This window comes from Bradyrhizobium sp. McL0615, assembly GCF_049993905.1.
In the GTDB taxonomy this organism is placed as follows: domain Bacteria; phylum Pseudomonadota; class Alphaproteobacteria; order Rhizobiales; family Xanthobacteraceae; genus Bradyrhizobium.
Window position 1 is genome coordinate 1433494 of record NZ_CP188254.1, and the last position, 13302, is coordinate 1446795.

Below are 13302 nucleotides of genomic sequence, written 5' to 3' on the forward strand. Positions count from 1 at the left end.
CACAAACATGCGGGAGGCGAGTATGAACACCAAAAAATATGTCGCTGAAGCGATCGGCACGTTTTGGCTCACTTTTGCGGGATGCGGCAGCGCGGTCATCGCCGCCGGTTTTCCGCAGGTCGGTATCGGGCTGGTCGGCGTGTCGCTGGCGTTCGGCCTGAGCGTCGTGACCATGGCCTATGCGATCGGCCACATCTCCGGCTGCCATCTCAATCCCGCAGTGACGGTCGGCCTTGCCGCGGGTGGCCGCTTTCCGACCGGGCAGATCCTGCCTTACATCGTCGCGCAGGTGATTGGCGCGATCGCTGCCGCGGCGCTGCTCTATGTGATCGCAAGCGGCGCGCCCGGCTTTGATCTGGCCAAGGGTTTTGCCTCCAACGGCTATGACGCGCATTCGCCCGGACAGTACAACATGACGGTCTGCTTCATCACCGAGGTGGTGATGACCATGATGTTCCTGTTCATCATCATGGGCGCCACCCACGGCAAGGCGCCTGCGGGCTTTGCGCCGCTCGCCATCGGATTGGCGCTGGTGATGATTCATCTGGTCAGCATTCCCGTCACCAACACGTCGGTGAATCCCGCGCGCAGCACCGGGCCCGCGCTATTCGTCGGCGGCTGGGCGCTGGCGCAGCTCTGGCTGTTCTGGGTTGCCCCGCTGATCGGTGGCGCGCTCGGTGGCGCGATCTATCGCTGGCTCAGCGACGAGCCGGCCGGTGTCGTGGAAGGCTTGAAGACGGCCTGATCTGCAAACGCGCCCGGTGAGAGCAACGGCAAGCGCGCTATTTCTTGCTTGCCGGAGCCACTTCGGTGACGTGGCCCATCTTGCGGCCCGGGCGCGGCGCGCCCTTGCCGTAGAGATGAACGGTGGCGCCGGGCACCGTCAGCCATTGCTCGTAGTCGAGGATATCGTCGCCGATCAGGTTGGTCATGGTGACCTCGCCGTGACGAACCGGCTTGCCGAGCGGCCAGCCGGCGATCGCCCTGATGTGCTGCTCGAACTGCGAGATCGAGGCGCCGTCCAGCGTCCAGTGTCCGGAATTATGCACCCGCGGCGCAACCTCGTTGACCAGTACGTGCGGTCCGCCGTTCCCGGCAACGACGAACAATTCGACCGCGAGCACGCCGACATAGTCCAGGGCGTTGGCGATCTTTCCGGCGACGGTGCGCGCATCGGCGGCCAGCGCTTCCGATATCGCCGCCGGCGCGCGCGAGATCTTCAGGATGTGATCGCGGTGTTCGTTTTCGGTGACGTCGTAGCATTCGACCTCGCCGTCCGCCGAACGCGCGGCGATCACGGAAATCTCGCGCTCAAAGGGAACGAAGGCTTCGAGGATCGCGGATTTGGTGCCGAGGTCTTCCCAGACTTGCGCGGGATCATCGCCTTCGCGGATGATCGCCTGGCCTTTGCCGTCATAGCCGAAGCGGCGGGTCTTGATCACGGCGGGAAGGCCGATGCGCGCGATGGCCGCGTGCAGGGTTTCAACCGACGACACGTCGGCATAGTCGGCGGTGCCGATGCCGAGCCGTTTCACGAAATCCTTTTCGATCAGCCGGTCCTGTGTGGTCTCCAGGATCTTCTGCGCGGGCAGCACAGGACGCCGCGCGGCCAGCACCATGGCGGTGGCGGCCGGCACGTTCTCGAATTCATAGGTGATGACATCGACATCGTTGGCGAACAATTCGAGCGCCTCGACGTCGGCATATTCGGCGCAGGTCGCGTTCAGCACCACGTCGAAGGCGGGCGAGTCCGGGTCCGGCGAAAACACCTGGCATCTGAGGCCAAGGCGCGCCGCCGCCATTGCCAGCATCCGGCCCAATTGTCCGCCGCCGAGAATTCCGATGGTGTCGCCCGGCTTCAGCTTCACCTTGCCTGAAGCCGTCACGCCGATCCCTCCGGGCGCTCCTGGACCGCGTCCGTCTGCTGCTTGCGCCAGGCGGCCAAGCGCGTTGCCAGCGCCGCGTCGTTCAGCGCGAGCACGCTTGCCGCGAGCAGCGCGGCGTTGATGGCGCCGGCCTTTCCGATCGCCAGCGTGCCGACGGGAACGCCGGCCGGCATCTGCACGATCGAGTACAGCGAATCGATGCCCGACAACGCCTTGGATTCGACGGGAACACCAAAGACGGGGAGTTCCGTCAGCGCCGCCACCATGCCCGGCAGATGGGCTGCCCCGCCAGCGCCGGCGATGATGACCTTGAAGCCTGCGGCCTTGGCGCCCTTGGCAAAGGTGAACAGCCGGTCCGGGGTCCGGTGGGCCGAGACGATGCGCTTTTCGCAATCAATCCCGAGCACAGCCAAGGTCTCGGCGGCGTGGCGCATGGTCTCCCAGTCGGACTGGCTGCCCATGATGATGGCGATCGGTGCGGTCATCTCGTCAATTCTGTTCGGGAATCCAAAAACATAGGCCGGATTATAGGGTCGGCCCGCGGTTCATCCAAGGCGTGGCAAGGGATTAGGAATGGACTATCCTGTCTTGGTGAATCCCGGCAAGCCTTGATAAGCGAGCCTGCACAGGGAAGGCCATGGCGAAGAAAACCAGGACGACCGCCTCAAGGGCCGGAAAACGCCCCAAAAGCGCGGCTTCCGGGCAAAAAACCGCACCACGGCGGTCATCCGCGCCGGGATCCCGGCCGCCGGCGGTGTCCAACGGCACCAAAGCGACGATTCGCCGGCTGAAGGCGCAACTGGCCCGGACCCAGGCGCAGATCGAGGAACTTCAGGCCTCCGCCGATACCGACTTCCTGCTGGGCATTCCGAACCGGCGCGGCTTCGAGCGCGAACTCAATCGCGCGATCGCCTACATCAAACGCTATCGCGCCGGCGGCGCCCTGGTCGTGCTCGACGTCGATCGCTTAAAGCCGATCAACGACGCCTTCGGACACGCCGCGGGCGACCAGGTGCTCAAGGCCATCGTCACGACGCTGCTCGCGCAGGTGCGCGCTTCCGACGTCGTCGGCCGCCTCGGTGGCGACGAGTTCGCGCTGCTGTTGTGGAATCTCAGCGAGACCGACGCGAGGGCCAAGGCGGCCGCGCTGGAAGAAGCGATCGACGGCCTCACCTTCGTGTTCGATGGCCGCACTATTGCCGCGGGCGCCTCCGCGGGCGTCTGCCTTCTCGATACCCACTCCGAAGCCGGCCGCGCGCTGGAAGCCGCCGACAGCGCCATGTATGTGCGCAAGGCGCTGCGGCGGCACGAGGCGAATTCGTGAAGTATCCGTCATTGCGAGCGAAGCGAAGCAATCCATCTCACAGCGCAAAGAAAGAATGGATTGCTTCGCTTCGCTCGCAATGACGAGTCTACAACCCACTCAAATCATCCGGCACATTGCCGAACTTGCGCAGCAGTTTCGCATCGCCGAATTCACCCATCATGGGATCGCCGCTGCGGCTGAAGGCGACGGCGCCGATGCTGCCGGCCATTCGCGACATCATCTCGGCGCGCCGCAACGCGGTCGTCGGGCTCTGGCATTCTTCCGCGGCGCCCGCCATCGGTGAACCGCTATCGTCCTGCAGGAATGGCATTGCGACGTAATAAGTGACATCGGCCATTGGTTTGCTCCGGGTTTGATGGATCAGGCAGCGTCGCTCTCCGCATGGGAGGTTCGGGCCGGCACACAGCCGGCGGCGATGGCCGCCTGCAATTCTTCCAGTTCGGTTTCCAGATACTCGTTCGCCATGATCAGCGCCTTGATGGTCGAGCGCAGATTGCCGTCGCACATCGCGATGGCCTGATCGCAGGCCTGCTCGTAGCGGCTGTTGTCGGACAGGGGCGATGTGACGGACATGGCGGGACTCCCGAGGCTGGCGGCAGGTGGATATGTTCTCTGTTTGTTCTCAAAAAGTCAAGCCGCATCCACCAACCGGAAACCGGTTTTTCGCTCGGACACTCGGCAAGATTCTTCCCGAGGCCGAGGCTATGTGGATGTCGGGGAAAAGCATCTGGCGAAAGCCAGCGGTCTTGGCGAACCGAATTGGCCGAACGGGGCAAGCGCAACGATCAGGCGATGATATCGGGCGTGATCTGGTCTTCGATAAAGGCGATGCGGTCGCGCAATTGCAATTTGCGTTTCTTCAGCCGCTGCAGCCGCAGCAAGTCCGGCGCTGGCGACTGATGCAACGCGTCGATCGCCGCATCGAGATCGCGATGCTCCTGTTGCAGCCGGGCGAGCTCGTTTTCAAGCTCGCGCTCATCATCGTCGGTCATGTTGTACGTTAGCTGAAAGCGCGATGCGGTTGTGAACGGATTATCCTTAGAGCGTGATGACTTTTCTTCGAACAGTCGTCCCGCTCTGGTTGTTTGATTTGAGCATGATCTTCTCGGAAAACCGCTGCCGGCTTTTCCGGATCATGCTCCAAGTCCCGCAGTGAATATCGTCCCTGCGAGGCCGGTCCGCAAGCTGACCGGGTTCCCATACTCACGATTGGTTACAGATAAATCCGAAAATATGACAGGCGCGATTCTGGATACCCATCGACAGATTCGCGGTGTGGTGTACACTCTCTCGTCCGGATCGAATCTGAGGTTCAACCACCGAGGAGGTTTCGTATGGCACTACAGGCGCATCTTGTTGAACTTGAACGTAAACACAAGAGCCTTGAGAATGAATTACACGAAGCGCTCGTCCACCTTTCCACCGACGACCTCCAAATTGTCGAGTTGAAGCGCCGCAAGTTGATGGTCAAGGATGAGATCGAACGGTTGAAGCATACCGTCGGCGAAACTCTCCACTAACCAGTCCAGCAAAGCATCGAAAATCCCTCACAAGGCCGGATGGGCGCCGATGCGCTCATCCGCCTACACGCACATTGTTGTCACGGCGTTGCCTTCGTTAGAGCTCTGCCAAGGCGCCGACATGATCGGCGATCGCGAGCGACGACGTCAGTCCCGGCGATTCGATACCGAACAGATTGATCAGTCCGGCGACGCCGTGATCGGCTGGGCCCTGAATCAGAAAATCCTGGGTAGCGACGGCCGGCGGCACGATCTTCGGCCGGATTCCGGAATAGCTCGGCATCAGCGCGCCGTCCGGCAGCGTCGGCCAGTAGCGCCGGATCGCGGGATAGAAGCGCTCGGCGCGGGCAGGATCCACCGCATAGTCGATGCTCTCGACCCATTCCACGTCGGGGCCGAAACGCGCCTGTCCCGCCATGTCGAGCGTCAGGTGCACGCCCAACCCGCCGGGCTCCGGCACCGGATAGATCAAGCGTGAAAACGGGGCCCGCGCGCTGCAGCTGAAATAATTGCCCTTCGCCAGATAGGCGCAGGGGATCAGCCCGATCGGCATGCCTTCGATGCTGCGCGCCAATGCGGGCGCGCCCAGCCCCGCCGCGTTGACCAGCAAATTGCATGCAAGCGTCATCGGCGCGTCGCCGCCGGTTTCGATTTCGATCCGGCCGGCACCGGCGCGCGCGTGCAACAGCGGCGTATGGAATGCGTAAGCCGCGCCGGCTTCTTCCGCATCGCCCCGCAGCGCCAGCATGTAGGCGTGGCTGTCGATGATGCCGGTGGACGGCGAGAGCAGGGCAGCATCGCAGTTCAGCGCCGGCTCCAGCGCTCGCGCCGCTTCGCCCGTCAGCAACTGCAGATCGTCGACGCCGTTGGCTTCGGCATGCGCCCGGATCGACTGCAGCTTTTCGGTTTCGCTTGCAGTCGTCGCCACGATCAGCTTGCCGCAATTGCGATGGGGAATGCCGTGGTCACGGCAATAGTGGTAGAGCGCGCGCTTGCCGCTGACGCACATCTGCGCCATCAGGCTGCCGGCGCGGTAATAAATGCCGGCGTGGATCACCTCGCTGTTGCGGGAGGAGGTGATGGTCCCGATGCCCTCGGCGGCCTCGAGCACGATCACTTCGCGGCCCGCCTGGGCCAGCCGCCGGGCGATCGCAAGTCCGATCACCCCCGCTCCGACGACGACGCAATCAACCTTGTCCATGTCAGCTTCGGACCTGAGAATCGGGTGTGGAAATCGGCGCTTGCCATGCCCGGCAATCGTCGTTTCGTCCGCTCGAGCAGTCAAACAACCCGTTGGTTTGCCTCGAAATACGCCGCGAACGCCGTCCCGTTAGTGAAGCATTAATCATGTCAGGCCAATTGCCGTAATTTGGGTCACATTTTAGAATTGCAGGGGTAGTCATTTACCCGATCCAAACCCGTCAAGCCAGACACTCCGGCCGCAAACCTCGGGTGGGTAATGACTGACACGAACCGGCAGGCAGAACGGAAAAATTTGATTCCGGTGCAGGCCCTCGTCTGTCTGTTCGCCATGGCTGCGCCGTGCGGACTTGCCTGGGCCGCCGCGCCTTCCGCGGGCTTTGCCCCGGCGAGCTATATCGGCGAACTCGATCCCAATTTCGTCTGGGAGCTCCTGCTCGGGGGGATCGCCGCCGTTTCCTTCCTGGTAGCGATCGGGATCTGGATACTGGCGGCGTTGCGCGGGGCCAAGAGCGCGCAATTGCGGCGCAGCGCATTCATCAGCTCGGCGCTCAACACGCTCAACCAGGGCGTGATGATAACCAACGCACAAAACCGCGTGGTGTTCTGCAACGACCGCTTTCTCGAAATGTACGGGCTCAACCGCGCCGAGATTTCGAACTCCATGACCGGCCGCGAACTGGCCGAACTGCGCCGCACGCGGGGCCTGCTCAACCTTACCGTCGATGAATTCAGCAAGCTTGCCCGCCGCCCGGAAGGCGTCGTCACCGAACTGCCGGACGGGCGATCGGTGCTTTCGAAGATCTTCCGCCTGCCCAATGGCGGGACGATCGGCACGCATGAGGATTGCACGGAGCAGCGCCAGCTGTCGCGCAAGCTGGCATCGACCACCAAATTTCTGGAATCGGTGCTCGACAACGTTCCGGTCTGCGTCGCCGCCAAGAACATCGAGGACGGCCGCTATATCTTCGCCAATCGCGCATTCGAGCGCTTCTCGCGCTTCTCCCGCGATCACGTCATCGGCAAGCGCGCCGACGAAATCTTCCAGCCCGAAACCGCCAAGAGCATCGAGCTGGCGGACCAGGCGGCGCTCACGGCGCCGGAAGGCCATCACCGCAACGAATACGTGGTCGAACGGGGCGACGACGAGCGCGTTCTCTCCTCCAATCGCGTCGTTGCGCGAAACGAGGACAACAAGCCGGAATTCCTGATCACGCTGTTCGACGACGTCACCGACCGAAGGTCGCTGTCGCGCGAGCTCGAGAGTACCAAGAAATTCCTCGAACTGGTGGTCGACAACATCCCGGTGTCGCTGATCGTCGAGCGCGTCAGCGACGGGCGCTATCTGCTCGCCAACCGCAGCGCCGAGACCATTCTCAATCGCCGCCGCGAGGATGCCACCGGCCTGACCGCCGCCGACATCTTCAATCCGCGCGAAGCCAAGCTGATCATCGCGCGCGACGAGGCCGCCATCAAGAAGCGCGGCCTGCTTACCGAAGAGCACCCGATCTCCACCAAGGACGGGTTGCGGCTGTTCCTGACCCGCCGCATGACCGTGCTCGACGAGGCTGGCGACCCGCAATATCTGATCAAGACCCACGAGGACGTCACCGACCGCCGCCAGACCGAATCGCGGATGGCGCACATGGCCTACCATGACGGCCTGACCGATCTGCCGAACCGCGCCGCCTTCCTGCAGGCGCTTACGCAGATGATCGAGGCCTGCGCCGGCACCGACGAGGAATTCGCGGTGCTGTGCGTCGACCTCGACGGGCTGAAGGAAATCAACGACGTGTTCGGCCATGCGATGGGCGACAAGCTCCTGATCGAGGTCGGCGGCCGCATCCAGACCTGCGCCAGTGGCGGCGTGGTGGCCCGGCTGTCCGGCGACGAGTTCGGCCTGATCATCGACGGCAAGCAGCCGGATACGGGCAATGCGCTCGCCGAAAAACTCGCGCAAACGCTGTCGGACGAATTCGTGATCGACGGCAAGTCGGTGCGCACCGGCGTCACCACCGGCATCTCGGTATTTCCGCATCACGGCTCGGACGCGGCTTCGCTGCTCGCCAATTCCGGTGCGGCGCTGTTCCGCGCCAAGCAGAAGTCGCGCGGCTCGATCAGCATTTTCGCGCCCGAGATGGACCAGCAGATCCGCGACCGCCGCGTGCTGCACCAGGACCTCTCGATGGCGATCAAGAACGGCGAATTGTCGTTGCACTATCAGCCGCAGGCCGCGGCGGGGGCGACGGTTGCCGCCAGCAAGGTCATCGGCTTCGAGGCGCTGGCGCGCTGGATGCATCCGATGCGCGGCTTCGTGTCGCCAGGTGAGTTCATCCCGCTTGCCGAAGAGAGCGGCCTGATCGTCGAGATGGGTGTCTGGATCCTGCGCGAAGCCTGCCGGGAGGCCGCCTCCTGGCCGGTGCCGATGCAGATCGCTGTCAACCTGTCGCCGGCGCAGTTCATGCACGGCGACGTGGTCAGCCTGGTGCATTCGATCCTGCTCGAGACCGGGCTGGCGCCCGACCGGCTCGAACTCGAAATCACCGAAGGCGTGCTGATCGAGGACTTCGACCGCGGTCTTGCTTTGTTGAGGCGGTTGAAATCGCTCGGCGTGCGGATCTCGATGGACGATTTCGGTTCCGGCTATTCCTCGCTGAGCTATCTGCAGGCGTTCCCGTTCGACAAGATCAAGATCGACCGCGCCTTCGTCATGAATCTCGGACGCAATCCGCAGTCGGCGGCGATCGTGCGCGCCGTCATCGATCTCGGCCATGGCCTCGAAATGTCGATCGTTGCCGAAGGCGTCGAGACCCAGGAGCAGCTCAGCTTCCTCGCGGACGAGGGCTGCGATGCGGTGCAGGGCTATTTCCTCGGCAAGCCCCAGCCGATCGGGCACTACGCCGCGCTGGTCGGCCGCAGCGCCGCCAACGGCGGCGAAACCGCGCGCAAGCTCGCCAGCGCCTGATTTCGCGAAATCCAGCCACGCTGCATCGGCCGCAAGGCCCGGAGCGGCGATTTGATTTCGACCAGACCCTGACTTGCCTTCCCTTGAGGGCCCGGCTATTTTTGGCCCGGTACCTGATCGAGAAAGGAGGGCTGCGCGGTGACGACAATTTTCCGGCACTTTCGCCAGCGTGGCCCCGTCAACGCCCTGCAAATGCGTTTGCAGGGCTGACCAGAGACTTTTCCGTAATCTCCTCCTGGTCTGCCCCCGTCGCAATGCGGCGTCGAACGTCTGATCGTTCGCGCCTGCCTTTGTGTAGCTCGCCGCGCTCCCGCACGGACATCCGATGATGGCTGCATGCCCCGGACGCCGTGTTGGCCGGCAAGACCAGGGAACGACCATGACCCTTATCAATATTCGCAATCTCGGCGTGACTCTGAGCGCGCCGCTGTTTTCCCGGCTGGACCTTTCCGTCAATGCAGGTGACCGCATCGGGCTCGTCGCCGCCAACGGGCGCGGCAAGTCCACCTTACTGCGATGCATTGCAGGCGCGGCGGAGCCGAATGAAGGCGCGATCACCAGATCGCGCGGGCTGACCATCGGCTATGTCGAGCAGGATGTCCCGTCCGCGCTGGCGGACACGCCGTTCCATACGGCGGTGCTCGACATGCTTCCCGTTGAACGACGGGCAAGTGAAGGCTGGAGGGTCGATGTTGCCCTGGAATCGCTCGGGGTGCCCGAGGCGCTGTGGCAGCGGCCGCTGAAGCAATTGAGCGGCGGCTGGCAGCGGTTTGCCATGCTTGCCCGCGTCGTGGTGGCCGAGGCCGATGTGTTGTTGCTCGACGAGCCGACCAACCATCTGGATCTCGCCAGGATCTGTCAGCTCGAAGCCCGGCTGAACGCGCTGCCACGGGATATGCCGGTCGTGATCGCGAGCCATGACCGCGCCTTTCTCGACGCCACCACCAACCGCACGGTATTTTTGCGGCCCGAGCGGTCGCCAATATTTTCGTTGTCCTATACGCAGGCGCGTGCCGCGCTCAGTGAGGCGGATGCGTCGGAGGAAAGGCGCTACCGGCGTGACCTGAAGGCTGCCGAGCAGCTTCGTCAGCACGCTGCCAAGCTCAACAATATCGGCATCAATTCCGGCAGCGACCTTCTGTTGCAGAAGACCAAGCAACTGAAGCAGCGGGCCGAGAAGCTGGAAGATGCGGCAAAGCCCGCCCATCTGGAGCGCTCCGCAGGGACGATCAAGCTAGCCAACCGCGGAATGCACGCCAGGGTTCTGATTGCGCTGGACGATGCCGCCGTCGCCACCCCCGACGGCAGGTTGCTGTTCAAGACCGGCAAGCAGTTCATCTGCAAGGGCGACCGGATCGTGCTATTGGGGCCGAACGGGGCCGGCAAGACCCGGCTCGTGGCGATACTGCGTCAGGCGATCGAAAACCCGGAAGCCATGCCGGCCGGCATCAAGGTGACGCAGTCGCTTGCGCTCGGCTATTGCGAACAGAATCTTGCCGATCTTTCCGATGCCGACACGCCGATGCACGCGCTTGTCAGCCGATTCGCGGTCGGCGATCAGCATGCGCGCGCATTGCTCGCCGGCGCAGGCCTGCCGGTTGCGATGCAAGGCCGTCCGATCGGCCGGCTGTCCGGTGGACAGAAGGCGCGTCTCGGCATGCTGCTGCTGCGGCTTGCCCAGCCGAACTTCTATCTGCTGGATGAGCCTACCAACCACCTGGATATCGAGGGACAGGAAGCGCTGGAAGACGAATTGTTGGAACATCAGGCCAGCTGCCTGCTGGTTTCGCACGACCGCAACTTCGTGCGAGCCGTGGGAAACCGGTTCTGGCTGATCGAAAAGAAGAAGCTGGTGGAACTCGTCGCACCGGAGCGTTTCTTCGCGTCAATGGGTGACCGGACTTCTGACAGTTGGACCCTTCGGTAAAATGTCGAGAGGGCAGGACGAACACGGCCTATTCACAGTGGCTTGGGCACCCGCCGCGCCATTGCGCGCGGTGTTCGTTTGACGGCGCGACCGGCAATCGGCAAATTCGAACACATGTCAGTTGCTGGCGCTGCGTTACGTAGAACGCGAAGGCAACGCGTGACCGACAAGAGACATCGCCACATCAGCGCCAAAGAGCTTGACGCTACACTTTCAACCTGAAACCTTGCCGTATCCGGGGTGCCCGCAGTACGGGCTGAGATCACACCCGCTGAACCTGCCTGGGTAATGCCAGCGAAGGGAGACAATCATGCTGGTTGTTGGCGACGAGCGTCTGCAGGCTTTGCTGGACACACTCCATGCCGAGAGTGACGAGCAAAAGGTGGAGATCGTTGCTTTCGAAGCGCGACGAGGCGGTGCTAGTGATTCTCCAAGTGCTGAGGAGATTCGCGCCTTTCGTAACAACAAGCTTGTTGCGCTAGACCGCGACAAGGCGGAGTTTTGCTACCAGCTTTGCCGTGCCAAAAAGGCTTGCCGGATTGTCGAGGTCGGCACTTCGTATGGTGTCTCAACACTCTACCTAGCGGCCGCGGTGCGCGACAATGTCGCCGAATTAGGTGGCTCAGGTGCGGTTATCGGAACTGAGCACGAGCCCAGTAAGGCTGCCGCCGCTCGAGAGAATTTTGCACGATCAGGTTTGAGCAGCTTCATCCAGCTCCGCGAGGGGGATCTTCGACAGACGTTGAAGCAGATCGACGGCCCCATCGATTTCGTGCTGATGGACGTTTGGATTGCGATGGCGCTGCCTGCATTAGAACTCATCGCACCGCATCTCGCGTATGGTGCCGTCGTTGTAAGCGATAACACGAGGGAGCATCGAGCATTCTATGCAGATTATTTCGAGTTCCTGAATGATCCGACCAACCGCTTCACGACGATGACTTTGCCATTCGACGGCGGCCTGGAAATGTCGGTTCGCTGCTAGAAGGCTTAAGCCACGGACGTTGCTGTTCGTCAGCCAATCGGGGACTGGAAAGTTGCGCATGGCTTCCTCCACACGACCGAAATTGTTCACGCTGATCCTGCTCAGCAGTCTCTCGGTCGTTTCGCTAAACATGTTTCTCCCGTCGCTATCGGCAATCGCCGGCGAATTTCATGCCGGTTATGGTTTGCTCGCGAACGTATCGATTGCCGGCTACGCCGGGACGACGACAGTGCTGCAACTCCTGATCGGTCCCTTGTCGGACAGGGTCGGCCGGCGACCAGTGATCCTCGTAAGTCTCGCGATCTTCGTCTGCGCATCGCTCGGCTGTTTGCTGGCGACAGACGTCTGGACGTTTCTGCTCTTTCGCACGATGCAGGCCGCAATAGTCTCCGGATTAGCGCTGTCGCGCGTGATCATCCGGGATGCGGAACCGCCACAGAAAGCGGCAAGCCTCATGGGCTATTTATCGATCGCGTGGGCGATCGCGCCAATGGTGGCCCCAACGTTAGGAGGAACGTTGGATCAACTGTTTGGCTGGCGCTCGAACTTTTGGGCGTTCCTTGTCTTTGGCGCGGCCATGCTGGCCTTGTGCTGGCTCGATCTAGCCGAGACCAACAAGAACCCTTCAGAGACGTTCACGAAGCAGTTTCAGGCATTCCCCAGTTTGTTCCGGTCTCGGCGATTTTGGGGTTACTCACTGTGCATGGCGTTTTCAATCGGTGCACTTTACGCCTTTCTTTCGGCCGCGCCTCTCGTGGCAACAACGGTGTTTCGGATGTCGCCGGCGAAGCTTGGAGTTTATATGGGAAGCACCGCCGCAGGCTTTATCATCGGCAGTTTCGTGTCAGGTCAATTTGCTGCGCGCTTTCCACTTACGACGATGATGGTCGTGGGCAGGCTTGTCGCCTGTGTCGGACTAGCGTCGGGGCTGGGGTTGCTCCTCGCCGGATTCGTGCACGAGGTGTCCTTGTTTGGCGCTTGCGTTTTTCTCGGTTTCGGAAACGGCGTCTCGATGCCGAGCAGTAACGCTGGCGCGATGTCTGTTCGGCCCGAACTGGTCGGAAGCGCTGCCGGACTATCGGGTGCCCTTTCAGGCGCAGGTGGGGCCCTGATGTCCGGAATCACCAGCACTATTCTCAGCGAATCAAACTCGGCATTTGTCTTGCTCGGAATGATGTTTCTATCGTCCGCGATGGCGTTGCTGGCGGCGCTATTCGTGCATCGGCTTGATCGTCATGGACCCGAGGCAACCAAAATGTAGTCGCGGGCCATCACAGGCGCTGGTCTGCTCGATGAGCCCACCAACCACCTGGATATCGAGGGGCAGGAAGCGCTGGAAGGCGAACTGCTGCAGCATCAGGCCAGCTGCCGGTTTCACACGACCGCAACTTCGTACAGACAGTGGGAAGCCGGTTCTGGCTGATCGAAAGGAAGAAGCTGGTGGAACTGGAAGGACCGGATTGATTCTTCGCATCGATCGGGCCAACGGGCT

The 13302-nt window shown here is 62.2% G+C and carries 13 protein-coding genes, 1 pseudogene and 1 riboswitch; of the genes and pseudogenes, 8 read left to right on the forward strand and 6 right to left on the reverse strand.

Annotated elements, in window-relative coordinates:
* The first annotated feature begins 22 nt into the window (after positions 1-22).
* Positions 23-745: an aquaporin Z gene (gene aqpZ, locus ACPPVP_RS06780; RefSeq protein ID WP_426532485.1), complete on the forward strand. Its 723-nt coding sequence runs from the start codon at positions 23-25 to the stop codon at positions 743-745.
* Positions 746-782: 37 nt separating this feature from the next.
* Here the strand turns inward: aqpZ and ACPPVP_RS06785 are convergent, their stop codons facing one another.
* Together ACPPVP_RS06785 and purE are read right to left on the reverse strand one after the other, a co-directional pair.
* Complete coding sequence (locus ACPPVP_RS06785; protein WP_426532487.1) at positions 783-1886, reverse strand: 5-(carboxyamino)imidazole ribonucleotide synthase; 1104 nt, start codon at positions 1884-1886, stop codon at positions 783-785.
* Positions 1883-2371, reverse strand: coding sequence for a 5-(carboxyamino)imidazole ribonucleotide mutase (gene purE, locus ACPPVP_RS06790; protein ID WP_426532489.1), 489 nt, complete (start codon positions 2369-2371; stop codon positions 1883-1885). Before purE ends, ACPPVP_RS06785 begins: the two co-directional genes overlap by 4 nt.
* Before the next feature lie 152 nt (positions 2372-2523).
* Between purE and ACPPVP_RS06795 the strand changes: the two genes are divergently transcribed.
* Entirely contained in the window at positions 2524-3210 is a 687-nt protein-coding gene (locus tag ACPPVP_RS06795) for a GGDEF domain-containing protein (protein ID WP_426532491.1), read from the forward strand.
* 88 nt (positions 3211-3298) lie between these two features.
* Here the strand turns inward: ACPPVP_RS06795 and ACPPVP_RS06800 are convergent, their stop codons facing one another.
* The 3 genes from ACPPVP_RS06800 to ACPPVP_RS06810 all read right to left on the reverse strand — a co-directional run bounded on the left by ACPPVP_RS06800 (position 3299) and on the right by ACPPVP_RS06810 (position 4205).
* Positions 3299-3550: a hypothetical protein gene (locus tag ACPPVP_RS06800; RefSeq protein WP_426532493.1), complete on the reverse strand. Its 252-nt coding sequence runs from the start codon at positions 3548-3550 to the stop codon at positions 3299-3301.
* Positions 3551-3573: 23 nt separating this feature from the next.
* Entirely contained in the window at positions 3574-3786 is a 213-nt protein-coding gene (locus tag ACPPVP_RS06805) for a hypothetical protein (protein WP_212419233.1), read from the reverse strand.
* A 212-nt stretch (positions 3787-3998) separates the two neighbouring features.
* Complete coding sequence (locus ACPPVP_RS06810) at positions 3999-4205, reverse strand: YdcH family protein (protein ID WP_057851906.1); 207 nt, start codon at positions 4203-4205, stop codon at positions 3999-4001.
* Positions 4206-4547: 342 nt separating this feature from the next.
* Here ACPPVP_RS06810 and ACPPVP_RS06815 point away from each other — a divergent pair, with 342 nt between their 5' ends.
* Positions 4548-4733 carry a YdcH family protein gene (locus ACPPVP_RS06815; RefSeq protein WP_334390714.1) on the forward strand — a complete coding sequence of 62 codons (186 nt, stop codon included), beginning with the start codon at positions 4548-4550 and terminating at the stop codon, positions 4731-4733.
* Positions 4734-4830: 97 nt separating this feature from the next.
* Here the strand turns inward: ACPPVP_RS06815 and ACPPVP_RS06820 are convergent, their stop codons facing one another.
* Positions 4831-5934, reverse strand: coding sequence for an NAD(P)/FAD-dependent oxidoreductase (locus tag ACPPVP_RS06820; protein ID WP_426532496.1), 1104 nt, complete (start codon positions 5932-5934; stop codon positions 4831-4833).
* A 258-nt stretch (positions 5935-6192) separates the two neighbouring features.
* Between ACPPVP_RS06820 and ACPPVP_RS06825 the strand changes: the two genes are divergently transcribed.
* From ACPPVP_RS06825 to ACPPVP_RS06845, 5 genes and pseudogenes are all read left to right on the forward strand, one after another.
* Complete coding sequence (locus tag ACPPVP_RS06825) at positions 6193-8898, forward strand: sensor domain-containing protein (protein ID WP_426532498.1); 2706 nt, start codon at positions 6193-6195, stop codon at positions 8896-8898.
* Positions 8899-9277: 379 nt separating this feature from the next.
* Positions 9278-10825 (forward strand): ABC-F family ATP-binding cassette domain-containing protein, encoded by a 1548-nt coding sequence (locus tag ACPPVP_RS06830; RefSeq protein ID WP_426532500.1) that lies wholly within the window; start codon positions 9278-9280, stop codon positions 10823-10825.
* A gap of 226 nt (positions 10826-11051) precedes the next feature.
* Positions 11052-11145: riboswitch (TPP riboswitch) on the forward strand.
* Entirely contained in the window at positions 11136-11810 is a 675-nt protein-coding gene (locus ACPPVP_RS06835; RefSeq protein WP_426532503.1) for an O-methyltransferase, read from the forward strand. It overlaps the preceding riboswitch by 10 nt.
* Positions 11811-11868: 58 nt before the next feature.
* The gene (locus ACPPVP_RS06840) at positions 11869-13071 is read left to right on the forward strand and encodes a multidrug effflux MFS transporter (protein WP_426532513.1); all 1203 of its coding nucleotides are present in this window, start codon (positions 11869-11871) and stop codon (positions 13069-13071) included.
* A gap of 24 nt (positions 13072-13095) precedes the next feature.
* Positions 13096-13274 (forward strand): annotated as a pseudogene (locus ACPPVP_RS06845) (ABC transporter ATP-binding protein); the annotation flags it as partial.
* Positions 13275-13302: the final 28 nt, after the last annotated feature.

Excerpts from the sequence above, each read along its gene's own strand:
- aqpZ (WP_426532485.1), top strand. The coding sequence starts at position 23 with ATGAACACCAAAAAATATGTCGCTGAAGCGATCGGCACGTTTTGGCTC.
- purE (WP_426532489.1), bottom strand. The coding sequence starts at position 2,371 with ATGACCGCACCGATCGCCATCATCATGGGCAGCCAGTCCGACTGGGAG.
- ACPPVP_RS06795 (WP_426532491.1), top strand. The coding sequence starts at position 2,524 with ATGGCGAAGAAAACCAGGACGACCGCCTCAAGGGCCGGAAAACGCCCC.
- ACPPVP_RS06800 (WP_426532493.1), bottom strand. The coding sequence starts at position 3,550 with ATGGCCGATGTCACTTATTACGTCGCAATGCCATTCCTGCAGGACGAT.
- ACPPVP_RS06805 (WP_212419233.1), bottom strand. The coding sequence starts at position 3,786 with ATGTCCGTCACATCGCCCCTGTCCGACAACAGCCGCTACGAGCAGGCC.
- ACPPVP_RS06810 (WP_057851906.1), bottom strand. The coding sequence starts at position 4,205 with ATGACCGACGATGATGAGCGCGAGCTTGAAAACGAGCTCGCCCGGCTG.
- ACPPVP_RS06815 (WP_334390714.1), top strand. The coding sequence starts at position 4,548 with ATGGCACTACAGGCGCATCTTGTTGAACTTGAACGTAAACACAAGAGC.
- ACPPVP_RS06820 (WP_426532496.1), bottom strand. The coding sequence starts at position 5,934 with ATGGACAAGGTTGATTGCGTCGTCGTCGGAGCGGGGGTGATCGGACTT.
- ACPPVP_RS06825 (WP_426532498.1), top strand. The coding sequence starts at position 6,193 with ATGACTGACACGAACCGGCAGGCAGAACGGAAAAATTTGATTCCGGTG.
- ACPPVP_RS06830 (WP_426532500.1), top strand. The coding sequence starts at position 9,278 with ATGACCCTTATCAATATTCGCAATCTCGGCGTGACTCTGAGCGCGCCG.
- ACPPVP_RS06835 (WP_426532503.1), top strand. The coding sequence starts at position 11,136 with ATGCTGGTTGTTGGCGACGAGCGTCTGCAGGCTTTGCTGGACACACTC.
- ACPPVP_RS06840 (WP_426532513.1), top strand. The coding sequence starts at position 11,869 with ATGGCTTCCTCCACACGACCGAAATTGTTCACGCTGATCCTGCTCAGC.